We start from the raw sequence: 23198 nt of genomic DNA on the forward strand, positions 1-23198 counted from the left end.
AAATGAGTGATTGGAAACCGAAACGCTTCTGGAAAGATAGCACCGTCGTTCAGGTTGACGACGGCTTCACCGTCGAACTCGACGGGCGCGGCGTCAAGACCCCGGCCAAGGCGCAGCTTGTCGTGCCGACCCGCGCCATGGCCGAGGCCATCGCGCAGGAATGGGACGCGCAGGAAAAAGAGGTCGACCCGACCACGATGCCCCACACCCGCTCGGCCAATGCGGCGATCGACAAGGTGCGTCATCAGCATGCCGAAGTCGCCGACATGCTGGCCGCCTACGGTGATTCGGATTTGCTCTGCTACCGGGCGGAACACCCGGAATCGCTGGTCGCGCGGCAGTCGGAACAATGGGATCCTGCGCTCGATTGGGCCGCCGAGACGCTGGGCGTGCGGCTCGTTCCGGTCTCTGGCGTGGTTCATCGCCCGCAGCCTGACGAGGCGCTGGACCGCCTGCGTCGCCGCGTTCACGACCTAAGCGAATTTCGACTCGCCGCCTTTCACGATCTGGTCAGCCTGTCCGGTTCCCTCGTGCTGGGGTTCGCGGCGGCGCATGGCTGGCGCGAACCGGACGAGATCTGGCGCATTTCGCGTCTCGACGAGCTCTGGCAGGAGGAGCAGTGGGGTACCGACGAAGAGGCCCAGGCACAAGCAGAGGTAAAGCGTCAGGCGTTTCTGCACGCCAAACGGTTCTATGACATATCAGAGTGAACCTTACCCGGCGACCCGATCGGTTGACCAAGGGTAAACTGGAAAAAATGGAATATCCATTTCGCTGATACACCTCTTGACGTTTGTTTATGATTGCGCCCAAACTTGGGCGCACTGAAGGGGGGAAACCTTTTTCGGTAACCTTTCCGGCAAAAGGGAATGCCGGCAGAACCGTTCCGCTAGGGGATGGAAAATCAGGAAGAGGTAAAAATGAAAAAATCCGTAATTTTGGGCGCGGCCACAGTTGCCGGTCTGGCGGCAGGTGCCGCTGCGGCAGGCACCATGGACGACGTCAAGGCACGCGGCAAGCTGAACTGCGGTGTGACCACCGGTCTGGTTGGCTTTGCTGCGCCGGATGCGAATGGGGAGTGGAAAGGATTTGACGTGGCCGTGTGCCGCGCCGTTGCAGCCGCCGTTCTGGGCGATGCAAACGCAGTCGAGTTCGTGCCGACCACCGGCAAGACCCGCTTTACCGCTCTGGCGTCGGGCGAGGTCGACATGCTGGCCCGCAACACCACCTGGACCTTCAGCCGCGACGTCGATCTGAAGTTCGAATTCGTGGGCATCAACTACTATGACGGTCAGGGCTTCATGGTGCCCAAGTCGCTGGGCGTGAGCTCGGCCAAGGAACTGGACGGCGCCACCGTCTGCATCCAGACCGGCACCACCACCGAGCTGAACCTGGCGGACTTCTTCCGCTCGAACAACATCAGCTACGAGCCGGTTCCGATCGAAACCAACGCCGAAGCGCAGCAGCAGTACCTGGCTGGCGCCTGTGACGTGTACACCACCGACGCATCGGGCCTGGCCGCAACCCGCGCCACCTTCGAAAACCCGGGCGACCACGTTCTGCTGCCCGAAATCATCTCGAAAGAGCCGCTGGGCCCGCTGGTCCGCCACGGCGACAACGAGTGGGGCGACCTGGTCCGCTGGACCCTGAACGCGCTGATCTCGGCCGAAGAGCTGGGCATCACCTCGGCCAATATCGACGAGATGGCAGCCGGCACCGAGAACCCGGAAATCAACCGTCTGCTGGGTAGCGAAGGCACCCTGGGCGAGATGCTGGGTCTGGACGCCGAATGGGCCAAGCGCGCCATCAAGGCGGGCGGCAACTATGGTGAAATCTTCGCCCAGAACATCGGCGAAGACACCCCGATCGGTCTGGCACGCGGCCTGAACGCCCAGTGGACCGACGGTGGTCTGCTGTACTCGCCGCCGTTCCGTTAAGAAAGCCGCGAAAAGGGCGCAGGGCAACCTGCGCCCTTTTTGCATCCTTACAAACAACAGGCCCGGTCAATGGGAGCAGGGGCAAACCCTGCCCACGAGGGAACCGGGATGTCACGGGGATTTACATAGGTCATGACGACTCTCACTGACCCGCCGAAGGAGCAGTTCCGGCTGTCCATGCTCCTTTACGATACGCGGTACCGGTCTGCGACCATCCAGGTCATTGCCCTGATCGGTTTCATGCTTCTGGCAGCCTGGCTTATCAGCAACACGATGCAAAACCTGGAAGCGCTGGGCAAACCGGTCGAGTTCGGGTTTTTCGCCGAACCCGCCAGCTATGACATCAACCAGCGCCTGATCGAATACACCTCGCGCGATACGCACCTGAGGGCGGCCTTCGTCGGCCTGCTCAACACGCTGGTGGTTGCGTTCCTTGGATGTGTGACGGCCACCATTCTGGGGGTCATAATCGGCGTGGCGCGCCTGTCGCACAACTGGATCGTCGCGCGCATCATGACGGTCTACGTCGAGATGTTCCGCAACGTGCCGGTTCTGCTGTGGATCGTGTTCATCATGGCGATCCTGATCGAAACGCTGCCGGCGCCACGGGCCTTCAGGGGGGAAACACCCGAGGCCAGCATGATGCTGGGCGACAGCGTGGCGATGACCAATCGCGGCGTCTACATTCCCGAGCCGCTGTTCTCGAACAGCCTGGGTGACGTTCATCTGTTCGGGGCCTCGAGCCTGCGTTTCGACGTCAGCCTGGACCTGATGGCGATCCTGCTTGTGCTCGGCATCGGCATCTGGGTGTCGAACTGGATCAAGCATCGGGCCGACCGCATCCAGGAACAGACCGGTGACCGTCCCGTCACATGGTGGCAGCGCACCGCGGTGATCGTCGTGCCCATGGCGATCCTTCTCTACCTGCTGGGCTTCCACCTGGGGTACCCCGAGCTCAAGGGCTTCAACTTCAAGGGTGGTACGCACCTGCGGAACTCGCTGATCGCGCTTTGGCTTGCCCTGTCGCTTTATACGGCGGCCTTCATCGCCGAGATCGTGCGGGCGGGCATCCTGGCCATCTCGAAGGGCCAGACCGAGGCCGCAGCGGCGCTGGGCCTGCGTCCGCGCAAGATCATGCGACTGGTGATCCTGCCTCAGGCACTGCGCGTGATCATCCCGCCGCTGATCTCGAACTATCTCAACCTCACCAAGAACTCGTCGCTGGCGATTGCCGTGGGCTACATGGACATCACCGGCACCTTGGGCGGCATCACGATGAACCAGACCGGGCGCGAACTGGAATGCGTTCTGCTGCTGATGCTGGTGTACCTGTCCATCTCGCTGATCATCTCGGCGATCATGAACTGGTACAACGAGTCCGTGAAACTGAAGGAGCGTTGAGATGTCTGATATCGGATTTGTCCGTACCGAAATGCTCCCCGAGCAAGATCCGCCTGCATCCGAAGTCGGGATCATAGGCTGGATGCGGCACAACCTGTTCGACGGCTGGTTCAACTCGGCCCTGACGTTGTTGTCGATTTATTTCGTCTACAAGGTTCTGGCGGCGCTTGTCCCCTGGATTCTGTCGCCGACCTGGGATGCCGGATCGCTGGCAGAATGCCGCGAAGTCCTGGGCGCTCTGGGCCGTGAAGGCCATTATGCAGGGGCCTGCTGGGGCGTGATCAACGAGCGCTGGATCCAGCTGATCTTTGGCTTCTACCCGGCTGAACTCTACTGGCGCCCAATTGCGGCCTTTGTCTTGCTCGGTGTGGCTCTGGCACCGGTGCTGTTTTCCGACAAGGTTCCGTCCAAGCTGCTGATCTTCACCATACTGTACCCGTTCATCTTCCCCTGGCTTCTGTGGGGCGGAACGATCTGGGGGCCGATTTCGGTCGTGCTGGGGTTCGTGGTCGGTTGGCTGGTCTATTCGGCCGTCGACAAGGCTGTCAGCAACCTCGCGCTGGTCTATTCGGCCGTCGACAAGGCTGTCAGCAACCTCGTGGGGATCATCGCCGGCGCGGTCGCCGCCCTGATATGGTGGCTTATCCTGTCCGGCTATTTCGTCGGGGCGATGGACTCCATCGCGGCCATCGGCATCGAGCCGGTCGAAAGCCGGAAATTCGGGGGTTTCATGCTGTCGATCACCATCGGTGTCGTCGCCATCGCCTGTTCGCTGCCGCTGGGCATCGTTCTGGCGCTGGGTCGTCAGTCCGACCTGATGATCGTCAAGTATCTCAGCGTGGGCTTCATCGAGTTCATCCGGGGCGTTCCGCTGATCACGCTGTTGTTCGTGGCCTCGACCCTGCTGAACATCTTCATGCCGCCGGGCACGGATTTCGACATCATCCTGCGGGTGCTGATCATGGTGACGCTGTTCGCGTCGGCCTACATGGCCGAGGTGATCCGTGGCGGCCTGGCAGCCCTGCCGCGTGGCCAGTATGAGGGCGCCGATTCACTCGGTCTGAACTACTGGCAGTCGCAGCGGCTGATCATCATGCCCCAGGCGCTCAAGATCTCGATCCCGGGTATCGTTTCGACCTTCATCGGGGTGTTCAAGGACACCACGCTGGTCTCGATCATCGGGCTTCTGGATCCTCTGGGCCTGTCCAACGCAATCCGCGCGGACGCCAACTGGAACGGCATCGTCTGGGAACTGTATGGCTTCATCGCCCTGCTGTTCTTCGTCTTCTGCTTCTCCATGTCCCGCTATTCCATGTATCTGGAGCGCAAGCTCCACACCGGCCATCGTTAAGGAGGGCCCAATGTCTCAACTTGCTGTAGAACGTGAAATCGACCGTTCGAAAATGACGGTGAGCGACGAGGTCGCCATCGAAATCGTCAACATGAACAAGTGGTACGGGGCCTTCCACGTGCTGCGCGACATCAATCTGACCGTCAACCAAGGCGAGCGGATCGTGATCGCGGGGCCGTCGGGTTCGGGCAAATCGACCCTGATCCGCTGCATCAACGCGCTGGAAGAGCATCAGGCCGGCAAGATCGTCGTGGACGGGATCGAGCTGACCAGCGACCTCAAGAACATCGACAAGATCCGGTCCGAGGTCGGGATGGTGTTCCAGCACTTCAACCTGTTCCCGCATCTGACGGTTCTCGAGAACTGCACGCTGGCCCCGATCTGGGTGCGCAAGACGCCCCGGAAAGAGGCCGAGGAACGGGCGATGCATTTCCTGGAAAAGGTCAAGATCCCCGAACAGGCCAACAAGTATCCCGGCCAGCTTTCGGGTGGTCAGCAGCAGCGTGTGGCGATTGCGCGTTCGCTGTGCATGATGCCCAAGATCATGCTGTTCGACGAACCGACCTCGGCGCTTGACCCCGAGATGATCAAGGAGGTGCTCGACACCATGATCGAGCTGGCCGAGGAAGGCATGACCATGCTCTGCGTGACGCACGAGATGGGCTTTGCCCGTCAGGTGGCGAACCGGGTGATCTTCATGGATGCCGGCCAGATCGTCGAGCAGAACGAGCCCGAAGAGTTCTTCAACAACCCGCAGAGCGATCGGACCAAGCTGTTCCTCAGCCAGATCCTCGGGCACTGAGTGGGGCACCCCACGACTTGGGAAAAACGGTAAAGGCGGGGTTTCTCCCCGCCTTTTCTATTCCGGCAACTCGCGCGGGATGACGAAACCCAGCACCTTGCCGCTGCGCCAGCTCACATCCCGCCAATCGCCGATGCCGAAACGGATCACCGTGGTGGCGCCGGTCGGGTAGTCGAAGAAGCGGTCGTGCATCGGCGCTTGTTCCACGATGGCGCCTGCAAACCCGGCGATCCCCGGATTGTGCCCCAGCATCAGAACGGTCTGCCCGGTCGCCGCGGACAGCAGCCGGAACATCCGATCGGGCGGGGCGTGATAGAGGTCGTCGGTGAAGACCTGCTTTTCCGCCTCGAGTCCCATCCGCTCCCAGGTCTCGCGGGTGCGGACGGAGGACGAGCAGAGCAACTCGTCCGGCAGCCATCCCTTTTCCTTCAGCCAGGCTCCGATTGCCGCCGCCGATTTTCGGCCCCGCTTGTTCAACGGTCGGGCATGGTCGCTCAGGCCCGGGTTGTCCCAGCTGGACTTGGCGTGGCGGGTCAGGATCAATGTGCGGGGCATGGTGGGTGAAAGGCCTCCATGTGGTGCGCCGACTGTTCAGGATCGCGCCCTGCGCCGGCGCTGAGGGGGCAGGCCAGCCGGGCGGCGCAGCCCCCGGTCATGCAGGACCGCCCCTCGGCCGTGTCCAGAAAGCCGTGGCAGGCCTCAACATCATAAAAGCTCTCCGCATTCAGCGCCCCCACCGGGCAGGCGGTGGCGCAGGGGGCAGGGCAGGTCAGGCAGGGCGAGGGGGCTTTTGCCTCGGGGATCGGGAACTCGTCCGCGAAATGCAGCGCGCCCCGATACGAGATCATCATGCCCACCGTATCATGCACCATTGCGCCGACAGGGCTGAGAAAGGCGCGGCCGGATTTCAGCGCCCAGTCTATGAATGGCGTGTAGGGCGGGCCGCCGAAGGGGAAATGCGCCTGCGCCCCGAAACGTTCGGCCATCGCGCCAATGACGCGGGTCGACCAGCGATCAACCGGGTCAGGGCCGCCGTCGCGCCATTCGGGCGCGGCCGTGAGGACAGGCCAGAACGCCCCGGCCGCACCCAGCAGGATCAACGTGCCGCCGTCGAGCCCCTTGGCGCCGCTCAGGCGCGGGTGCTGGGCGCCCATCACGATCAGTCCGTTTGCGTGCGCCGCCTGTTCGATCTCGGCATAATTCATTTCTTCTGAAACGGCAGCGACAGGCTCCAGCCCAGCTTCGTGGGGCGGTCGTCCTGCCATTCGAGACCGATGGTCATGCCGTCATGCCCCTTTCCGGGCTGCGCCACGTAAGTTCCCATCAGGCGGTCCCAGATCGACAGGGCAAAGCCATAGTTGCTGTCATGTTCCTCCCTCAGCAACGAATGGTGCACCCGGTGCATGTCGGGCGTCACCAGAACCCTACGCAAGACCGCATCCAGAGCAAGAGGGAGTTTCAGGTTCGAGTGGTTGAACAGCGCCGTGCCGTTCAGAAGGATTTCGAACAGCACAACGGCCAGCACGCTGGGACCCAGCAGATAGACGAGGCCGATCTTCAGCAGCATGGACAGCGCAATCTCGATCGGGTGAAAGCGAACGGCCGTGGTCACGTCCATGTCGCGGTCAGCATGATGCACCCGGTGCAGGCGCCACAGGATCGGCACCTTGTGCGTGATCAGGTGCTGCGCCCAGATCGCAAAGTCGAGGATCAGGATCGACAGCGCCACTTCGGCCCATGCGGGCCAGGACAGGTGGTTGAACAGGCCCCAGCCCTTCTGACCCGCATCCAGCGCCGCACCGACCGCCAGCAGCGGCAGGCCGATCGCCATGAGCCGCAGCACAATGGTGTTGAGGATCGTGATCGACAGGTTGGTGGCCCACCTTTTCGGCCGCCCGTATTGGCGCGGACGGCGCGGCGAGAGCGCCTCGGCACAGGCAAAGATGATGAACAGGCCCAGGAAAGCGCCCAAGCGAATGATGGCTTCGTGCTCCATACATTCACAATTGGGCATGTGATGGGAAATCACAAGCCCGGGCGGATAACGAAGCCGTCAGTCCGGGCGGATCAGCGAACCGGCGCCATGTTCGGTGAACAGTTCCAGCAGCACGGCGTTGGGCGCGCGGCCATCCAGGATGACCACGGCGCGGACCCCGCTGTGCAGCGCATCCAGCGCGGTTTCGGTCTTGGGGATCATGCCTCCGGCAATGGTGCCGTCTCGGGTCATCTCGCGGATCTGGCCCGCTTTCAGCTCGGTCACGACCTCTCCGGCGGCGTTCTTGACACCGGACACATCGGTCAAGAGCAGCAGGCGATCGGCCTTCAGCGCCGAGGCGATCGCCCCGGCGGCGGTATCACCGTTCACGTTGAACGTCTCGCCGTTTTGCCCGGCCCCCAGCGGGGCGATCACCGGGATCACGTCATGCGAGAACAGGTCGTGCAGGATCTTGGGGTTCATCCGTGCGGGCGTGCCCACATATCCCAACGAGGCGTCGGTCTGCTCGCAGATCATCAGGTTGGCATCCTTGCCGGAAAGGCCGACGGCCATGCCGCCCTGATCGTTGATCGCCTGCACGATGCGCTTGTTCACCACGCCGGACAGGACCATCTCGACCACTTCCACCGTGGCGGCATCGGTGACGCGCTTGCCGTTCACGAATTCCGACTCGATCTCCAGCTTGTCCAGCATCGCGTTGATCATCGGCCCGCCGCCATGCACGACCACCGGGTTCACGCCGACCTGACGCATCAGCACCACGTCGCGGGCAAAGCTCTCCATCGCTTCGTCGCTGCCCATGGCGTGCCCGCCCAGCTTGATCACGACGATTGCCCCGTCATAGCGCTGCAGATAGGGCAGGGCGCTGTTGAGCGTGGCGGCGGTGGCTATCCAGTCCCGGTTCATGTCCTGTTTCTTCATGGCTGTGTCCCTCTGACGACCCGTGTTAGGGCCTTTGCGCGGGGCTGCCAAGTCCGGGGGCGCCAAATGCGGCGCATTGACCGTTATTCCAGATGCGCGATGATCGAGCGCAGCGTCGGGATGCCGTCGCCCTTTTCCGACGAGGTCAGAACGATTTCGGGAAAGGCCGCGGGGTGCTTGGCCAGTGCCTTGCGCACCTGCTCCAGAACCTTTTCACGATCCTTGGCCTTGACCTTGTCGGTCTTGGTCATCACGCATTGGAAGGTCACGGCGCTGGTGTCCAGAAGCTTCATGATCTCTTCGTCCACCGGTTTCACGCCGTGACGGGAATCAATCAGGACAAAGGCGCGGCGCAGGGTCTGGCGGCCGCTGAGATACTGCTTGAGCAGCTTCTGCCACTTTTCCACCACCTTGAGCGGCGCATTGGCATATCCGTAGCCCGGAAGGTCGACCAGGTAGAGGTCGGGGCCCTGGGTGAAATAGTTGATCTCCTGCGTTCGGCCGGGCGTGTTCGACGCGCGGGCCAGCCCCTTGGTGCCGGTCAGCGCGTTGATCAGGCTCGACTTGCCCACGTTCGAGCGGCCCGCGAAACAGACCTCGAGCCGATCAGGGGCTGGCAGGCCGGACATGGCGACGACACCCTTGAGAAACTCGGATTGTCCGGCAAACAGTTTGCGGCCGGCCTCGAGCGCCGCGGCATCGGGCTCTTCGGCAATGGGAAAGGGCAGGGATGTCATAGCGGTTCAACCTTGTCTCCGACCCGGATCAGGCCGCCGCGCACCACTTCGGCGCGGACGCTGAAATCCTTGTGGCCCCAGGTTTCCAGCGTGCCGAGCGTGTCGGCGTCCCTGATCCCGGTTTCCGGGTTCGTGGTCGTGGCGGCGCAGCGGTCGGTGCGTTCCCGAACGTGGAACACGGCCTCGCCAATCTGCACCTCGCGGTCGATCCAGTCGAACTCTTCCCAGACCGGTAGGCCGTCGAACCAGATGTTCCCGCGCCAGCGGTGGATGGACAGGTCGCGCCCCATCTTCTGTTCCACCGCGCGGTGCGAGGCCATGTTGCACAGGGTGACAGAGGGGAAGTCGCTGTCGGTCATGCCGCGCCCGGGAACGCGGATGATCCGGGCCGAGGCAGCGCGATCTGCCGGCATCAGGGGCTTGACCCAGTCCAGAAAGGCTGTGGCCTGAGTATCGGGGTCGAATTCCAGATCCGGCCGCTTGGGGTGGCTCAGCCTGACCTTGCCGTCCAGCAGCCGCGCGGTCATGGCCATCAGTTCCGGCGCCTTGGCGACCCGGCTGAAATTGGCGCAGGACACCCATTCCGAACCATCCGCCTTGGACAGCTCATGGGCAACCGCCCAAACGCGATCCCCGGGCATGGTCTGCCCGGGGCTCACTGTCACCTCGTCCAGGGCCTCGCGGCCGTGGCTTTTGATCGGGTGCCTCCAGATGCTGGTGACGGTCCCTCTCATTTGTCGCCTGTCTTCGGTGTCTTCTTGAAGCCGGACTTGATGTTGCCGAAGACGTCAGGCGTGTAGCCCTGGCTGCGCATGATCAGATACTGCTGGGTGAAGGTGATCGTGTTGTTCGCGATCCAGTACACCACCAGCCCGCTTGCGAAAGAGCCCAGCATGAACATGAACACCCACGGCATCCAGGCAAAGATCATCGCCTGAGTCGGGTCCGTCGGCGCCGGGTTCAGCTTTTGCTGCAGCCACATCGAGATACCCAGCAACAGCGGCAGGATGCCGATGAAGATGGTCGCCATCAGCGTGCCCGGCTCGGGGCCGGCCCAGGGCAGCAGGCCGAACAGGTTCATGATCGAGGTCGGATCGGGCGCGCTGAGGTCACGGAACGGTCCGAACCATTCGGCATGGCGCAGTTCGATCGTGACGAAGATCACCTTGTAGAGCGAGAAGAAGATCGGGATCTGCAGCAGGATCGGCAGACAGCCCGAGGCGGGGTTCACCTTTTCCTTCTTGTACAGCTCCATCATGCCCTGCTGCAGCTTCTGGCGATCGTCGCCGGCGGCCTCTTTCAGGGCCTCCATCTGCGGCTGCAGCTCCTTCATCTTGGCCATCGAGACGTAGGATTTGAAGGCCAGCGGGAAGAGGATCGCCTTGATGATCAGGGTCAGGCCGATGATCGACCAGCCCATGTTTCCGATCAGTTGGTTGAGGTTGTGCAGCAGCCAGAAGATCGGCTTGGTCAGGAAAAAGAACCAGCCCCAGTCGATGCTGTCGATGAACTTCTGCACGCCACCCGCCTGGTATTCGCGGATGGTTTCCCACTCCTTGGCGCCCGCGAACAGCCGGGTGGTGACTTCCGCCGTTTCACCTGCCGGGATGGTCAACGTCGGCAAAACGGTTTCGGTCTGGTAGATCTTGCGGCGGGCGTCGAATTTCGCGGCGGCCTTGAAGGGCGAGCCCGGCTCGGGGATCAGCGTCGTCATCCAGTAATGGTCGGTAAAGCCGATCCAGCCGTTTTCCTTGACCTGGAAGACCTCGGCCTGCGCCCGTTCGTTCGGATCGATGTCAAATTCCCTGACATCGCCGTAGTCGATTTCGGACAGAGTCCCGTCGGTCATGCCGATGACGCCCTCGTGCAGGATGAAGAAGTTCTTCAGCCCCGGCAGGTCCGCGTCCTCACCGATGCCGTGGCGCGCAAGGATGCCATAGGGGGCCATGCCCACTTCGGCCTGCGAGGCGTTCTCGACCGATTGGGTCACGGTGAACATGAAGTCCTCGTCCACCGAAATGGTGCGGCGGAAGGTCAGGCCGTTGCCATTCTCCCAGACCAGCGTCACGGGGCTGCCGACGTTCAGGGTCTCGCCCTGCTCGACGCTCCACAGCGTGTTCGGGCCCGGCACGTCGCTGACCTTGAGGCCCGCACCCGGTGCCCAGCCGTAGAGGGCGTAATAGGCCGATTGCGACCCGACCGGCGACAGCAGTTCCACAATCTCGGACTCCTCGTCCAGCGAGACGCGATAGTCCTTCAGAAACAACTCGTCGATCCGGCCGCCCGACAGCGACAGGCTGCCCGACAGGCGCGGCGTGTCGATCTCGACCCGCGGCGCTTCGCTTTCGGGTGCGGCCTCTGCAGCAACCGATGCGGTGTCGCCGCCCGTATCCGTTCCCGCTGCGCTCGGCGTCTGTACCGCATCGGCTTCGGTCGCGGTGACCGGCGTTTCGTCTTGCGGCGCGGTCGGTTCCGGCGGGGGGAACATCACGAACCAAACAAGGATCACGAGAAAGCTGAGCGCGGTTGCGAGGAGAAGATTCTTGTTCTGATCGTCCATCGGGGACAGCCACCTTGTGCAATGCGAGACAGGGTGGGTTCAACAGAGTGCGGCCCCAAAGGTCAAGCGGATTCAGCCCCGAAACCCGCTGTAATTGCCCCAGTCGGGCTTTGGCCCGGTATTTTTCAGCCGGTCTGACGGCCGATCTTGGGCGTCCGGCGAAGTTTTTCCTCGTAGTCGGCAATCCAATGGAAGGTGTGCTCGAGAGGCATTGGCCGCGCGATCCGGAAACCCTGCACATGGTTGCAGCCCAATTGAGCCAGCAATGCGTGCTCGCCGGCGGTTTCCACGCCCTCGGCGAGCGTTTCCAGGTCGAGGCGTTCTGCCATGGTCAGGATGGCGCCGACAAGTTGCTGCTGCCGCGGATCCTGATCTGCCTTCGTGACAAAGCTGCGGTCGATCTTGATCCGCGCGACTTCAAAGCGTCGGATCGAGGCAAGCGAGGCGTGGCCGGTGCCGAAATCATCCAGATCGATGCGACAGCCCAACGCGGCCAAGGCCGCCACGTTTCGGGAAATAACGTCATTCGATGTCTCGCTGAACACGGTTTCCAGGATCTCGACGGACAATCGGTCAGGAGAAAGGTCTAACCGGTCGAGATCCCACCGAACGCGGTCGACCAGGCCCGGGTTGCGCAGTTCTTCTGCGGCAAAATTCACCCCGACACACGGGATGTTCAGACCGGCCTCGTCCCAGGATTTCAGGGCGGACAGGGCGTTGTCGCGCATGGTCTGGCCCAGGCGTTCCATCAGCCCGGTTTCCTCGATGATGGGAAGAAACAATTCTGGCCCCAACAGGCCCCGCGTGGGATGCACCCATCGGGCCAGGGCTTCGAACCCCGTTACCTTGCCTGTGTCGGTCGAGACCTGGGGCTGATACCACGCGACGATCTGCCCGGTGTCCAGTGCATTCCGCATGTCCTTGCGCAGATCGGTATCGGTGCGTCCGACATTGCGCGTTGCCCTTGAAAATGAGCGAATTGTCGAGGGTCCGACCTGTTTCGCCTCACCCAGTGCGGCAATCGTTGCGTCCAGCCAGTCGCGGGCGCTGTCGCCCGGCGAGCGATTGTGCAGGCAGAACCCGACAGAGCACGAGACATAGATGGTCGTGCCGTTCAAAATGATCGGGTCCTCGATTGCGCTCTGGATTCGCCCGGCCAGCTGGATGCAAAGTTCCAGATCGAGTTGCCGGACCGGCGACAGGCAGATGGCGAACCGGTCGCGATCCAGGCTGGCGACGATATCGCTGTCGCGGACGGCGCCAGAGATGCGTTCGCCACTGCGCCGTGCGATCATCTCGGCCGCCATCTGGCCGTGGCGCTCTTCGACGTCGCGATACTCGTCCAGGGCGATGACGAAACAGGCGGAATTCAGCCCTGATGCGACCGTGGCGCTGTGTAGCTCGTCCATCGCGGCAAGAAAGTCGTCTCGCTGGACAAGGCCGGTGATCCTGTCGCGCGCTGTCTGTCTTGGTGACGGGGAAACGTCGAAGGCGCCGGCAGCCGCAAACAGCAACGGCGCCCCCAATGACGTCAGAAGCAAAGCCGCCTCACCGCCCAGCCAGAAGGCCCCGAGTGAAAGGGCAGGGAGGAAGGCAAGCGCCGGCGGCCCCATGAAGATCGAGGCGAGACGGTCAAGATATCGGATGAAAAGGGTTCTGTTCCGCATGGGTTGCACCGGCCTTCGATTGGGACGAGCATCGCTCTGGCCCACCATAGGCGCCCGACTCTGAGTCAGGCGTTAACGCAACTGCGGAATTCCCTCGGTTTTTTCGACTTTCTCATTGGGATCGACCGTCAGCCCCGCGAAATCGAACAGTTTCGGGTCCAGCAGGTGCGAGGGTCGCGCATTGGTCAGGGCGCGGAACATCACCTGCCGGCGACCGGGTGAGTTCTTTTCCCACTGATCCAGGATCTGTTTCACCTGCTGGCGCTGCAGCCCGTCCTGGCTGCCGCAGAGATCGCAGGGAATGATCGGATAGTTCATCGCGGTGGCGAATTTCTCGCAATCCGCCTCGGCCACATGGGCCAGCGGGCGATAGACGAACAGGTCGCCTTCCTCGTTCACCAGTTTCGGCGGCATGGTCGCCAGTCGCCCGCCGTGGAACAGGTTCATGAAGAAGGTTTCCAGGATGTCGTCGCGGTGATGGCCCAGCACCACGGCCGAGCATCCCTCTTCGCGGGCGATGCGATAGAGGTTGCCGCGCCGCAGGCGCGAGCACAGCGCGCAATAGGTGCGGCCTTGCGGAACCTTGTCCACCACGACCGAGTAGGTGTCCTGATACTCGATCCGGTGCGGCACGCCCATGCGTTCGAGGAACTCGGGCAGAACGGTCGCCGGAAAGCCCGGTTGCCCCTGATCCAGATTGCAGGCCAGCAGCTCGACCGGCAGCAGCCCCCGCCATTGCAGCTCGTGCAGCACCGCCAGCAGGGTGTAGCTGTCCTTGCCGCCTGACAGGCAGACCAGCCACTTGGCGCCGCGTTCCACCATGCCATATTGCTCGATCGCCTCGCGCGTCTGGCGCACGATGCGCTTGCGCAGCTTCTTGAACTCGGTGGTCGAGGGCGCGCCGGCAAACAGCGGGTGGATTTCTTCAGTCTCGTCGAACATGGGCCGGCCTTACAAGAGTTGCCGGCCCCGGGCAAGGGTCATGGGGCGGTGCCCAACCGGGCAAGTATGCCGCTGACATCCCCCGCGCTGATCGAGCCGCTGATCCGGCCGCTTTCGCCTGCGATGCGGGTGGCGATGAAGGCGTCCGAGACCGCGGCGGGTGAGCGGCGCAGCAGAAGCGAGGCCGTCAGCAGCAGCGCCCCCCGCTCTGCGAACCAGCGGGCCTCGGCCTCGGGCGGCAGAGAGGGCCAGCGGTCCTCGTATTCCTTCAGAGCGGCGTCATAGCGGCGGTCGATGCCCAGCCCTGCCCGCAACTCGGCGCGCAGCGCCTCGGCGGCCATTGGGTCGCGGGCGAGGCTGCGCAGGATATCCAGGCAGATCACGTTGCCCGACCCTTCCCAGATGCCGTTCAGCGGCGCTTCGCGGTAGAGCATGGGCAGCGGGGTGTCGTCGACGTAGCCCATGCCGCCCAGGATCTCCATCGCCTCGACCACCACGACCGGGCAGCGCTTGTTGGCAAGGAACTTGGCCAGCGCCACGCCGATGCGGGCAAAGGCGCGCTCTTCCTCGTTTCCGTTGTCAAAGGCCTGGGCCACGCGCAGCCCGAGCGCCAGCGCGCCTTCCCAATCCAGCACGAGATCGGCCAGAACCGATCGCATCAGCGGCTGGTCGATCAGGCGGCGCTGAAAGGCGCTGCGGTGGCTGACCCAGTGATGTGCCTCGGCCAGCGCGGCCCGCATCAGCCCGGCAGGGGCAAGGGCGGTGTCCAGCCGGGTGTGGTGCACCATCTCGATGATTGTTCTGACCCCGGCGCCCTCGTCGCCCAGCTGATAGGCCAGGGCGTCGTGATACTCGACCTCGGACGAGGCGTTCGAGCGGTTGCCCAGCTTGTCCTTGAGGCGCATCAGGTGGATCGCGTTGCGTTCGCCGTCCAGCCAGCGGGGCAGCAGGAAACAGGTCAGGCCGCCCGGCGCCTGCGCCAGCGTCAGAAAGCCGTCGCACATCGGGGCGGAACAGAACCACTTGTGGCCCTTCAGCCGCCAGTGATCGCCGTCTCGGGTGGCGATGGTGGTGTTGGCGCGCACGTCCGAGCCGCCCTGCTTTTCGGTCATCGCCATGCCCAGAGTGGCGCTCTGCTTTTCGGTGATCGGGCGCGTCGAGGGGTCATAGCTGCGTGCCATCAGCCGTGGGCGCCAGATGGCCGAGAGCTCTTCGTTCGCCGCCAGGGCCGGGATCGCCGCGTAGGTCATCGTCATCGGGCAGCAATGCCCCGGCTCGACCTGACTGGCGAGATACATCATCGCTGCGTGCGTGACGTGACCGCCCGGCTGGCCCTCCCAGGCGATGGCGGCATAGCCTGCCGACTGGCTGGCCTCCATGACGCGGTGATAGGAGGGGTGGAACCGCACCTCGTCCAGCCGGCGGCCGCCGCGGTCGAACAGTTTCAGTTCCGGCGGGTAGCGGTTCGCGTCGCGCCCGGCTTCGCGCATTTCGGCACGTCCAAGGGTGGCGCCGTAGTCTTCCAGCGGCTTGGTCTGGCCGCCGGATGTCGCGACATGCTCCTGCAGGGCGATGTCAGTGGCCCATGGATCACAGTCGCCCCGCTCGGGCGGCTGATTGAGAACTTCGTGCGTGGGGAGCGTAGTACGGGCTGAAGACTGCATGACGACCTCGCGATTGCCTGACCGAAGTTTTCGGCCAGAGGCCAAACCGGTCAAGACCGACGGGTCGTAACGGCGCGTAACTTGGTTGAGAGCGCAACGTCACTCAGAGTCGTCGGTATGCGTGTGACCTTCGGAATCGGGAACCGGGTCATAGCCCGTGCTGCCCCAAGGATGGCACCGTCCGATCCGTTTGGCGGCCAGCCAGCTTCCCTTGATCGCGCCGTGCTTTTCCAGCGCCTCCAGCGCATAGGCCGAACAGGTGGGCTGATAGCGGCAGTTGAAACCGACCCACGGGCTGAAGATCAGTCGATAGGCGCGAACGGGCAGCGCGATGATATGGGCAAGGACATTCATCTCCGGTCCCCGTGCAACTTGCTCAAAGCATAGCGGAGATCGTCCAGCAGCGCCTTGAAGGGGCGCTCGGCGGTGGCATGGGCCTTGCCGATCAGCACATAGTCCCATCCGTCTCGGCCTTCGCCGGGCAGGACGGCGCGGGCGGCTTCGCGCAGGCGGCGCTTGGCGCGGTTGCGGGCAACGGCATTGCCGACCTTCTTGGAGCAGGTAAAGCCCACGCGGATGCCCTCGGCCTCGCCCGGTTCGCGCCTGCGCGCCTGCACCATCATCGAGGCGGTGCCCTGCCTGCGCGCCCTTGCGGCCTTGAGGAAATCGGATCTGTTTTGCAGGACCGTCAGGCGGACGGGCGCGCAAACGGACGCCGCCGGGGGCGTTTCCCCGGGCTGGTCGGTGCCATCCACAGGGGCCTCCGGCGGCGTCATGAGCGTCAGAACGTCGGTCGGTGGGCGGCTTATGCGCTCAGCGACTTGCGACCGCGTGCGCGGCGTGCGTTCAGGATCTTGCGGCCGGCCTTGGTGGCCATGCGCGCGCGGAAACCGTGGCGGCGTTTGCGAACCAGGTTCGAAGGCTGATAGGTGCGTTTCATCGCTCCGTCTCCAATCTCTTGCGGTCGGGTGCGGCGCGGATTCGCCTCCCGGTATGTGTTCGAAGCCCGTCCTCTACTGGCAAGTTCGGGGTAAGTCAAACCCCTTGGGTCCGGTTTTCGTCACCTTTTGCAACAAAAACTGCGCCGGAGCCGCCGCAAAGGTTTCAAAACGACCTTCTGCTGCGGGAAACCCTCACATTTCCAGCCGAGTCGTTCAACCCGACGTGATGTAGCTGTTGCGTCCCGCCCGTCCGGCGCATGTTGAAGCAGGATGGATCCAGACGAGCAGAAAACGCCCATGAGTGACGCAACCGAAGTCCCCCGGCGCCGATTGGCCCGCCATATCCCGCTGATGGTGATTCTCGTGGTCGCCGTCGTGGGCTATTTCATGCTGGGCGATTACCTGAGCTTTGAAACACTGCGCGAAAACCGCGAGGCGCTGCTGGCGTGGCGCGACGCAAATTACTGGGCATTGGTCGGAGTGTTCATTGCCACCTACATCCTGATCGTCGCGTTCTCGCTGCCCGGCGCGGCCGTGACCTCGATGGCGGGCGGGTTCCTGTTCGGGCTCTTTGCTGGCACCGTGTTCAACGTGACCGCCGCCACGATCGGGGCTTCGCTGATCTTTCTGGCCGCCCGTGCGGGGCTGGGCGAGGTTCTGACCGCGCGGCTGGAGGCCTCGGAGGGGACGGTCAGGAAACTCAAGGACAACCTGAGGGAAAACGAGATCCCGGTTCTGTTCCTGCTGCGGCTGGTGCCGGTGGTGCCGTTCTTTGTCGCCAACCTGGTGCCGGCGCTGGTTGGGGTGAAATTCCGGAACTTCCTGCTGACAACCGCGCTGGGCATCATCCCGGGCGGCATCGTCTATACATGGATCGGCGTCGGGCTGGGCGAAGTATTCGACCGGGGCGAGACACCTGACCTGTCGCTGCTGTGGGAACCCTACGTTATCGGCCCGATCCTGGGGTTGTGTGCGCTGTCCCTTCTGCCCATCGTGATACGGGCCCTGCGCGGGCGCAAAGAGGTCTGACACATGCAGGAAATCAAGACGGACATCCTGGTGATCGGCGCCGGGTCGGGGGGGCTATCGGTTGCGGCGGGCGCCAGCCAGATGGGGGCGGACGTGACCCTGCTGGAAGGCGGCGAGATGGGCGGCGACTGCCTGAACTACGGCTGCGTGCCGTCCAAGGCCCTGCTGGCCAGCGCCAAGGCAGCACATGGGCAGGCGCACACCTCCTCGTTCGGCGTGGCCGATCACGACCCCCAGGTGGACTATGCCGTGGCCAAGGACCATGTGCGCGAGGTCATCGCCCAGATCGCGCCGATGGACAGCCAGGAGCGGTTCGAGGGCTTTGGCGTCCGGGTAATCCGCGCATACGGGAATTTCATCTCGCCGACCGAGGTGCAGGCGGGCGAGTATGTGATCTCGGCCCGCCGGATCGTGATCGCCACCGGATCTTCGCCCTTGGTGCCGCCGATCCCCGGTCTCGACGCCGTGCCTTATCTGACCAACGAGACCATCTTTGACCTGCGGGAAAAGCCTGACCACCTGCTGATCATCGGCGGCGGCCCCATCGGGATGGAGATGGCGCAGGCCCATGTTCGGCTGGGGTGCAAGGTGACGGTGATCGAAGGGATGAAGGCGCTGGGACAGGACGACCCCGAAGCGGCCGGGATCGTGCTCCAGACCTTGCGCGACGAGGGTGTCGAGATCGTCGAAGGCGACATGGTTTCCGAAATCCGCGGCCGGGACGGCGCGGTCGAGGTTCTGGCACAAAGCGGCGCGGCCTATGCGGGAACGCATCTGTTGCTGGCGGTCGGGCGCAAGTCGAATACCGACCGCCTGAACCTCGATTTGGCCGGCATCGAGACCACGCGGACCGGGATCAAGGTGGACGCGTCGCTGCGCACCACCAACCGCCGGGTCTATGCGATCGGCGACGTGGCGGGCGGGCTGCAATTCACCCATGTCGCCGGCTACCACGCGGGGGTCATCATCCGGTCGGCGCTGTTCGGGCTGCCCTCCAAGGCCAAAACGGCGCATATCCCCTGGGCCACCTATACCGATCCGGAACTGGCGCAGGTGGGCCTGACCGAGGCACAGGCGCGCGACGCCCATGGCGACAAGATCGAAATCGCCCGGTTCGACTACCACCACAACGACCGTGCCGTGGCCGAGCGAAAAACCACCGGTTTCATCAAGGTCATGGTGGTCAAGGGGTGCCCGGTCGGCGCCACGATCGTGGGGCATCAGGCCGGGGAACTGATCAACTTGTGGTCGCTGGCCTTGGCCAATAATCTGAAAATGAGCCAGATCGCGGCGATGGTTTCCCCCTATCCCACGATCGGAGAGCTTAACAAACGCGTCGCGGGTGCCTATTTCTCGCCGAGGCTATTTGAGAATCAAATGGTTGAACGAGTGGTCAGGTTCGTCCAGCGTTGGATTCCCTGACCGGGAAGGGAGCCGATGCTGAACACGCTGTCAGGCCGATTTCTGATCCTGACGACGGTCTTCGTGATGTTGGCCGAAGTGTTGATCTTCGTGCCGTCGATTGCCCGGTTCCGCGAGGATTTCCTGCTCGACCGTCTGGAGCGCGCCCAGATCGCCTCGCTCGCGCTGCTGGCCGACGACATGCTGTCGAACGAGCTCGAGGCCGAGCTTCTTGCGAATGCCGGCGTCTTCAACGTCGTGCTGCGGCGGGACGAGGTGCGGCAGCTGATGCTCGCCTCGCCGATCCCGGGGCAGGTGTCAGACACGTTCGATCTGAGAGATGCCTCGCCCTGGGTTCTGATCCGGGATGCCGTCGAACAGTTCTTTTCCGCCGAGAACCGGATCGTCCGGGTCATCGGCGAACCGGTGCGTGACGCCGGGCTTCTGATCGAAGTCACCATGGAAACCGATCCACTTCGCGACGCCATGATCGATTATGGCGTGCGCATCTTCTGGTTGTCCCTTGTGATCTCGGTGATCACGGCGGTCCTTCTGTTCCTGGCGGTGCGTGTCTTTCTGGTGCGGCCGATCAAGGGGGTCGTCGGATACATGCAGCGCTATGCCCGTGCCCCCGAGGATGCCCATGGCATCATTCAGCCCCACGCGGGGGTGAAGGAACTGCGCGAGGCGGAAGAGGCGCTGCAGATGCTGCAGACCGAGCTGACCCACGCCTTGAAGCAGCGCGAGCGTCTGGCGCAACTGGGCGAGGCAGTGGCCAAGGTCAGCCATGACCTGCGCAACATCCTGACATCGGCGCAGCTGTTCACCGATCGGATCGAGGCCAGCGAGGACCCTCTGGTGCGGCGCATGGCGCCGAAACTGGTCAACTCGATCACCCGCGCGGTATCGCTATGCGAAAGCACGCTGGCCTTTGGCAGGGCCGAGGAACCGGCCCCGACCCTGACCATGGTTCGCTTGCGCGACATCACCCAGGACGTGGTGTCGAGCGAGAGCCTGGCTCTGGAAGGTTCAAATATCGAGATTCGCAACGAAGTGCCCGAGGACATGATCGTCCGGGCGGATCCCGAGCAGATGTTTCGCGTGATCATGAACCTTGTCCGGAACGCGCGGCAAGCGCTGGAAATGTCGGACCGTGCGGGCGAGATCACCGTGGCTGCCGAGGAGTGCGAGAATGCCTGGTGTATCGAGGTTCGCGACAATGGCACTGGCCTGCCGCCCAAGGCGCAGGAAAACCTTTTCACCCCGTTCCAAGGGGGTGTTCGCAAGGGCGGCGCCGGTCTGGGCCTGGCGATTTCGTCGGAACTGGTGCGCGGTCACGGAGGCGAGTTGCTTCTGAAGAGCACTGGAGAGGACGGAACCACCTTTGAAATAAGGCTTCCGAAGGGCGACGGGACTTTTTGAAAGTTTTTTCAAGAATCGGGTTGCGCCCCCCCGGCGCTAAGTCTAAATAGCCCCTCACCAAGCGGACCGATAGCTCAGCTGGATAGAGTACTTGACTACGAATCAAGGGGTCGGGGGTTCGAATCCTCCTCGGTCCGCCACTTGGTACCGAAATGAAAGGGAAATTTCCCTGTGTAGCGGTTTTACCCGCCAAAAAGCCCGCCATCCGAAATGCGCTTGACTGCTATTAGGTGCGATCGATCGAAGATGCACCATCGGTCGTCATTCCCACATGATTGCGGGTTGCAAACTAATAAAGTAACCCAAAGGAAGACTGTCAAACCTTACCTTGCAGTGGGGTTAAAAGACCAGTTTCTTTCTGCCTCAATTCGAAAGGTGGGCTAGCACAGGACCGATAAAGTCCTATGGTGGCAGGCAAATGCCGGGCATCGTTGCCGTTCCATGGTAACCGCCCGATTTCTAACGCGGGCCGCTGTCCTTGACGCGGGCTGTGATGTCTGGGTCTGACACGAAGGCTTCGAGGAAGTTGCGCCAATCTTTGGGGGATCGTCGGGCGTCGAGGATCAAATCGCGTAGCTCTTCGCTCCCGTGACCGGTGACGGCGGTGACTGCCTCATCCGTTCCGGTGTGGATGCTGACACTGTTTCCGTAACTGAGGTTATCGTCGTTGCTGACGATTGCGTTCAGCATTTCGGGATTACATCGTTGACGGCGCTGAAATTACACCATGTGCCCGGACGTGACCTTCGCGAACGAGCACTGAAAACGCTTCTCTCCGATTTGTGTGGAGGCCACCGGCCCCTGAAACCATCGTCCCGATGGACCGCAGGCCGGTCATGCACTAACAATCGAGCCGGACCACTCAGCTGGGGCTGATCAGCTCGTCAGACGGGCTTTCCCGGCTTCCAGGAACTCCTTCGACCAAGGATAATACAAGCTCTCGGCAAGGCCCTCGCGGCGAAACAGCGCTGCAATGCTTTCCTCACCGCGCAGACTGGCCAAGACGATCCTGATCTTATCCTCGGCCGAGCAATGCTTGCGCGTCTTACGTTTGATGCCCCTGACCAGCTTGTCAGCGGCGTCCTTCGATGTTCCGGATTTCCTGTTCATTTTCACTCCATGAAGGTTACGATGAACCAGAAATCCTCCATCGCTCATACCCTCAAATATGTCCGGTAGGTGCTGACGTCAGACACTTTTTACGGATTATGGACTTTTACCCTATGAGAAGTTTGTTGTGGCTTGTTTCACGCACTGTATTTTAACCATGATGCCTTGTGCCGTGCAATCCGAGCGTCGTAGCCGCAATGACAATTTGGGCAATTTAATTTAAACGCGTTTTGCTCTGCTTTTCGATGTTTTTCGGTCTGCAAAAGCTCCAAAAGCGTATTGGTGTGTAAATTTCCTAATTTGAATGTCACATAACATAGTTGTACGCTACCATCGGCTCCAATCCATATGAGGTCATAAGCAGTACAAGGAACTTTCATGCGTTCTTTCTTTATGAGCCAATCTGGAATGGATCGCAGACCGCGTTCCGAGTTCGCGATCAGGCCAGGTTTTTTGCGCCTGACTTCAATTAGGCGCTCCGAAATCTCAACTAAGACACTATGATCTCTTTGATCGAAAGAGAATTTCTCGGCCTCAGCGCCAGATTTAAAGTAAGGGAGTGAATAGTGAACCAGATTGATAAACACCTCGGCCTGCATTTCCTGTGCGAAACGCAACATTCTGCTGATGGTGTCGATATTTGCGGTGTGCCGTATTAGTAAAAAGTCAAAGCGCACACGCAGTTGCTCCGGGCCATGGTTTTTTCGCACTGCCTCGACGCCTTGTTTCATAACTTTAAAAGCGCCTTTGCGTTGAACATAAGCGTCGTAAACATCGCCCGTACCATAGTAGCCAAACGAGATTTTCTTGAGGCCAGCGTCTACCAATTTGTCAATCTTCTTACGTACCAATATCCCATTGGTCGTGATGAATTGGTCCATTCCGTGATCCGCAATACGCCTAACGTATCTTTCGATATCTTTGTGCAGAAGTGGTTCGCCCCCGTAGAGGCGGATCGTTCGAAAGCCAAGCTCTTTAGCGTCATCTATTAGACGCTCGCCCACAGACCACGGCAGTTGCTGTTGCGGCATGAAATCGCGACCATAGTTACAAGCTTTACAGCGCAAATTACAATCTGCGGTTAAGGTGATGAAGAGCGAGTCGGGTACTGGCTTGATGAGGTGAGGATGGCGCAGAGCAAGTTCATGGTAACCACGATCATAGCTGTCTTTGATCGCTTTAAGCGGGTCGCGTAGAGGTGTGTTTCGAAAGGTTTTCTTGAGCCCATTTTCAATTGATCGCGTAATGTTTCGCATAATTGCAATTTCCCAAATTTATATCGTTACTCTATCAACGCGCGCTGATCTCCAGTCCAAT

General features: G+C 62.0%; 23 protein-coding genes, 1 tRNA gene and 1 pseudogene. 9 read left to right on the forward strand and 16 right to left on the reverse strand.

Features of this window, described 5'->3' with window-relative positions; all coding sequences use genetic code 11:
* The first annotated feature begins 2 nt into the window (after window positions 1-2).
* The 5 genes from AVO45_RS05200 (at window position 3) to AVO45_RS05220 (ending at window position 5491) form a co-directional block, all read left to right on the forward strand.
* Window positions 3-710 (forward strand): ATP12 family chaperone protein, encoded by a 708-nt coding sequence (locus AVO45_RS05200; RefSeq protein WP_068344886.1) that lies wholly within the window; start codon window positions 3-5, stop codon window positions 708-710.
* A 210-nt stretch (window positions 711-920) separates the two neighbouring features.
* On the forward strand, window positions 921-1937 hold the full coding sequence (locus tag AVO45_RS05205; RefSeq protein ID WP_068344960.1) for an amino acid ABC transporter substrate-binding protein: 1017 nt from the start codon (window positions 921-923) through the stop codon (window positions 1935-1937).
* A 132-nt stretch (window positions 1938-2069) separates the two neighbouring features.
* On the forward strand, window positions 2070-3338 hold the full coding sequence (locus AVO45_RS05210) for an amino acid ABC transporter permease (RefSeq protein WP_068344887.1): 1269 nt from the start codon (window positions 2070-2072) through the stop codon (window positions 3336-3338).
* 1 nt (window position 3339) lies between these two features.
* On the forward strand, window positions 3340-4689 hold the full coding sequence (locus tag AVO45_RS05215) for an amino acid ABC transporter permease (protein ID WP_068344888.1): 1350 nt from the start codon (window positions 3340-3342) through the stop codon (window positions 4687-4689).
* A 10-nt stretch (window positions 4690-4699) separates the two neighbouring features.
* A complete protein-coding gene (locus tag AVO45_RS05220) occupies window positions 4700-5491 on the forward strand; it encodes an amino acid ABC transporter ATP-binding protein (RefSeq protein WP_068344889.1) in 792 nt (263 codons plus the stop codon).
* 57 nt (window positions 5492-5548) lie between these two features.
* Here the strand turns inward: AVO45_RS05220 and AVO45_RS05225 are convergent, their stop codons facing one another.
* The 13 genes from AVO45_RS05225 to rpmH all read right to left on the reverse strand — a co-directional run bounded on the left by AVO45_RS05225 (window position 5549) and on the right by rpmH (window position 16918).
* Window positions 5549-6046, reverse strand: coding sequence for a SixA phosphatase family protein (locus AVO45_RS05225; RefSeq protein WP_068344890.1), 498 nt, complete (start codon window positions 6044-6046; stop codon window positions 5549-5551).
* Window positions 6031-6696, reverse strand: a complete 666-nt coding sequence (locus AVO45_RS05230; RefSeq protein ID WP_082688668.1) for a ferredoxin — start codon at window positions 6694-6696, stop codon at window positions 6031-6033. The genes AVO45_RS05225 and AVO45_RS05230 overlap by 16 nt, the downstream gene beginning before the upstream one ends.
* Window positions 6693-7487, reverse strand: coding sequence for a sterol desaturase family protein (locus AVO45_RS05235; protein ID WP_068344892.1), 795 nt, complete (start codon window positions 7485-7487; stop codon window positions 6693-6695). Before AVO45_RS05235 ends, AVO45_RS05230 begins: the two co-directional genes overlap by 4 nt.
* 57 nt (window positions 7488-7544) lie before the next feature.
* Window positions 7545-8408, reverse strand: coding sequence for an acetylglutamate kinase (argB, locus tag AVO45_RS05240; RefSeq protein ID WP_068344893.1), 864 nt, complete (start codon window positions 8406-8408; stop codon window positions 7545-7547).
* A gap of 83 nt (window positions 8409-8491) precedes the next feature.
* The gene (gene yihA / locus AVO45_RS05245) at window positions 8492-9145 is read right to left on the reverse strand and encodes a ribosome biogenesis GTP-binding protein YihA/YsxC (RefSeq protein ID WP_068344894.1); all 654 of its coding nucleotides are present in this window, start codon (window positions 9143-9145) and stop codon (window positions 8492-8494) included.
* On the reverse strand, window positions 9142-9879 hold the full coding sequence (locus tag AVO45_RS05250) for an MOSC domain-containing protein (protein ID WP_068344895.1): 738 nt from the start codon (window positions 9877-9879) through the stop codon (window positions 9142-9144). The genes yihA and AVO45_RS05250 overlap by 4 nt, the downstream gene beginning before the upstream one ends.
* Window positions 9876-11705, reverse strand: coding sequence for a membrane protein insertase YidC (yidC, locus tag AVO45_RS05255; RefSeq protein ID WP_068344896.1), 1830 nt, complete (start codon window positions 11703-11705; stop codon window positions 9876-9878). The genes AVO45_RS05250 and yidC overlap by 4 nt, the downstream gene beginning before the upstream one ends.
* Before the next feature lie 125 nt (window positions 11706-11830).
* A complete protein-coding gene (locus tag AVO45_RS05260; protein WP_068344897.1) occupies window positions 11831-13372 on the reverse strand; it encodes a putative bifunctional diguanylate cyclase/phosphodiesterase in 1542 nt (513 codons plus the stop codon).
* Window positions 13373-13444: 72 nt separating this feature from the next.
* Window positions 13445-14314, reverse strand: a complete 870-nt coding sequence (gene ttcA / locus AVO45_RS05265; RefSeq protein WP_068344898.1) for a tRNA 2-thiocytidine(32) synthetase TtcA — start codon at window positions 14312-14314, stop codon at window positions 13445-13447.
* Between the two features lie 38 nt (window positions 14315-14352).
* A complete protein-coding gene (locus AVO45_RS05270) occupies window positions 14353-15978 on the reverse strand; it encodes an acyl-CoA dehydrogenase family protein (protein ID WP_068344899.1) in 1626 nt (541 codons plus the stop codon).
* Between the two features lie 99 nt (window positions 15979-16077).
* The gene (gene yidD, locus AVO45_RS05275; protein WP_068344900.1) at window positions 16078-16332 is read right to left on the reverse strand and encodes a membrane protein insertion efficiency factor YidD; all 255 of its coding nucleotides are present in this window, start codon (window positions 16330-16332) and stop codon (window positions 16078-16080) included.
* Window positions 16329-16754, reverse strand: a complete 426-nt coding sequence (rnpA, locus tag AVO45_RS05280) for a ribonuclease P protein component (protein WP_068344901.1) — start codon at window positions 16752-16754, stop codon at window positions 16329-16331. The genes yidD and rnpA overlap by 4 nt, the downstream gene beginning before the upstream one ends.
* Window positions 16755-16783: 29 nt before the next feature.
* On the reverse strand, window positions 16784-16918 hold the full coding sequence (rpmH, locus tag AVO45_RS05285; protein ID WP_005980833.1) for a 50S ribosomal protein L34: 135 nt from the start codon (window positions 16916-16918) through the stop codon (window positions 16784-16786).
* A gap of 298 nt (window positions 16919-17216) precedes the next feature.
* Between rpmH and AVO45_RS05290 the strand changes: the two genes are divergently transcribed.
* From AVO45_RS05290 to AVO45_RS05305, 4 genes are all read left to right on the forward strand, one after another.
* A complete protein-coding gene (locus tag AVO45_RS05290) occupies window positions 17217-17948 on the forward strand; it encodes a TVP38/TMEM64 family protein (protein WP_068344902.1) in 732 nt (243 codons plus the stop codon).
* Between the two features lie 3 nt (window positions 17949-17951).
* On the forward strand, window positions 17952-19370 hold the full coding sequence (locus AVO45_RS05295; protein WP_068344903.1) for a dihydrolipoyl dehydrogenase family protein: 1419 nt from the start codon (window positions 17952-17954) through the stop codon (window positions 19368-19370).
* A gap of 15 nt (window positions 19371-19385) precedes the next feature.
* Window positions 19386-20771 (forward strand): ATP-binding protein, encoded by a 1386-nt coding sequence (locus tag AVO45_RS05300; protein ID WP_068344904.1) that lies wholly within the window; start codon window positions 19386-19388, stop codon window positions 20769-20771.
* A gap of 63 nt (window positions 20772-20834) precedes the next feature.
* Window positions 20835-20911 (forward strand) — tRNA-Arg (locus tag AVO45_RS05305).
* Window positions 20912-21230: 319 nt separating this feature from the next.
* Here the strand turns inward: AVO45_RS05305 and AVO45_RS05310 are convergent.
* The 3 genes and pseudogenes from AVO45_RS05310 to AVO45_RS19320 form a co-directional block, all read right to left on the reverse strand.
* Entirely contained in the window at window positions 21231-21461 is a 231-nt protein-coding gene (locus tag AVO45_RS05310; RefSeq protein ID WP_068344905.1) for a hypothetical protein, read from the reverse strand.
* A 195-nt stretch (window positions 21462-21656) separates the two neighbouring features.
* Window positions 21657-21881, reverse strand: a pseudogene (locus AVO45_RS05315) (transposase); the annotation flags it as partial.
* A gap of 137 nt (window positions 21882-22018) precedes the next feature.
* Window positions 22019-23137, reverse strand: coding sequence for a radical SAM protein (locus tag AVO45_RS19320; RefSeq protein ID WP_082688669.1), 1119 nt, complete (start codon window positions 23135-23137; stop codon window positions 22019-22021).
* Window positions 23138-23198: the final 61 nt, after the last annotated feature.

Origin of the sequence: Ruegeria marisrubri (genome assembly GCF_001507595.1) — a bacterium.
GTDB classification, from domain to species: domain Bacteria; phylum Pseudomonadota; class Alphaproteobacteria; order Rhodobacterales; family Rhodobacteraceae; genus Ruegeria; species Ruegeria marisrubri.

Excerpts from the sequence above, each read along its gene's own strand:
- AVO45_RS05200 (WP_068344886.1), top strand. The coding sequence starts at position 3 with ATGAGTGATTGGAAACCGAAACGCTTCTGGAAAGATAGCACCGTCGTT.
- AVO45_RS05205 (WP_068344960.1), top strand. The coding sequence starts at position 921 with ATGAAAAAATCCGTAATTTTGGGCGCGGCCACAGTTGCCGGTCTGGCG.
- AVO45_RS05210 (WP_068344887.1), top strand. The coding sequence starts at position 2,070 with ATGACGACTCTCACTGACCCGCCGAAGGAGCAGTTCCGGCTGTCCATG.
- AVO45_RS05215 (WP_068344888.1), top strand. The coding sequence starts at position 3,340 with ATGTCTGATATCGGATTTGTCCGTACCGAAATGCTCCCCGAGCAAGAT.
- AVO45_RS05220 (WP_068344889.1), top strand. The coding sequence starts at position 4,700 with ATGTCTCAACTTGCTGTAGAACGTGAAATCGACCGTTCGAAAATGACG.
- AVO45_RS05225 (WP_068344890.1), bottom strand. The coding sequence starts at position 6,046 with ATGCCCCGCACATTGATCCTGACCCGCCACGCCAAGTCCAGCTGGGAC.
- AVO45_RS05230 (WP_082688668.1), bottom strand. The coding sequence starts at position 6,696 with ATGAATTATGCCGAGATCGAACAGGCGGCGCACGCAAACGGACTGATC.
- AVO45_RS05235 (WP_068344892.1), bottom strand. The coding sequence starts at position 7,487 with ATGGAGCACGAAGCCATCATTCGCTTGGGCGCTTTCCTGGGCCTGTTC.
- argB (WP_068344893.1), bottom strand. The coding sequence starts at position 8,408 with ATGAAGAAACAGGACATGAACCGGGACTGGATAGCCACCGCCGCCACG.
- yihA (WP_068344894.1), bottom strand. The coding sequence starts at position 9,145 with ATGACATCCCTGCCCTTTCCCATTGCCGAAGAGCCCGATGCCGCGGCG.
- AVO45_RS05250 (WP_068344895.1), bottom strand. The coding sequence starts at position 9,879 with ATGAGAGGGACCGTCACCAGCATCTGGAGGCACCCGATCAAAAGCCAC.
- yidC (WP_068344896.1), bottom strand. The coding sequence starts at position 11,705 with ATGGACGATCAGAACAAGAATCTTCTCCTCGCAACCGCGCTCAGCTTT.
- AVO45_RS05260 (WP_068344897.1), bottom strand. The coding sequence starts at position 13,372 with ATGCGGAACAGAACCCTTTTCATCCGATATCTTGACCGTCTCGCCTCG.
- ttcA (WP_068344898.1), bottom strand. The coding sequence starts at position 14,314 with ATGTTCGACGAGACTGAAGAAATCCACCCGCTGTTTGCCGGCGCGCCC.
- AVO45_RS05270 (WP_068344899.1), bottom strand. The coding sequence starts at position 15,978 with ATGCAGTCTTCAGCCCGTACTACGCTCCCCACGCACGAAGTTCTCAAT.
- yidD (WP_068344900.1), bottom strand. The coding sequence starts at position 16,332 with ATGAATGTCCTTGCCCATATCATCGCGCTGCCCGTTCGCGCCTATCGA.
- rnpA (WP_068344901.1), bottom strand. The coding sequence starts at position 16,754 with ATGACGCCGCCGGAGGCCCCTGTGGATGGCACCGACCAGCCCGGGGAA.
- rpmH (WP_005980833.1), bottom strand. The coding sequence starts at position 16,918 with ATGAAACGCACCTATCAGCCTTCGAACCTGGTTCGCAAACGCCGCCAC.
- AVO45_RS05290 (WP_068344902.1), top strand. The coding sequence starts at position 17,217 with ATGAGTGACGCAACCGAAGTCCCCCGGCGCCGATTGGCCCGCCATATC.
- AVO45_RS05295 (WP_068344903.1), top strand. The coding sequence starts at position 17,952 with ATGCAGGAAATCAAGACGGACATCCTGGTGATCGGCGCCGGGTCGGGG.
- AVO45_RS05300 (WP_068344904.1), top strand. The coding sequence starts at position 19,386 with ATGCTGAACACGCTGTCAGGCCGATTTCTGATCCTGACGACGGTCTTC.
- AVO45_RS05310 (WP_068344905.1), bottom strand. The coding sequence starts at position 21,461 with ATGCTGAACGCAATCGTCAGCAACGACGATAACCTCAGTTACGGAAAC.
- AVO45_RS19320 (WP_082688669.1), bottom strand. The coding sequence starts at position 23,137 with ATGCGAAACATTACGCGATCAATTGAAAATGGGCTCAAGAAAACCTTT.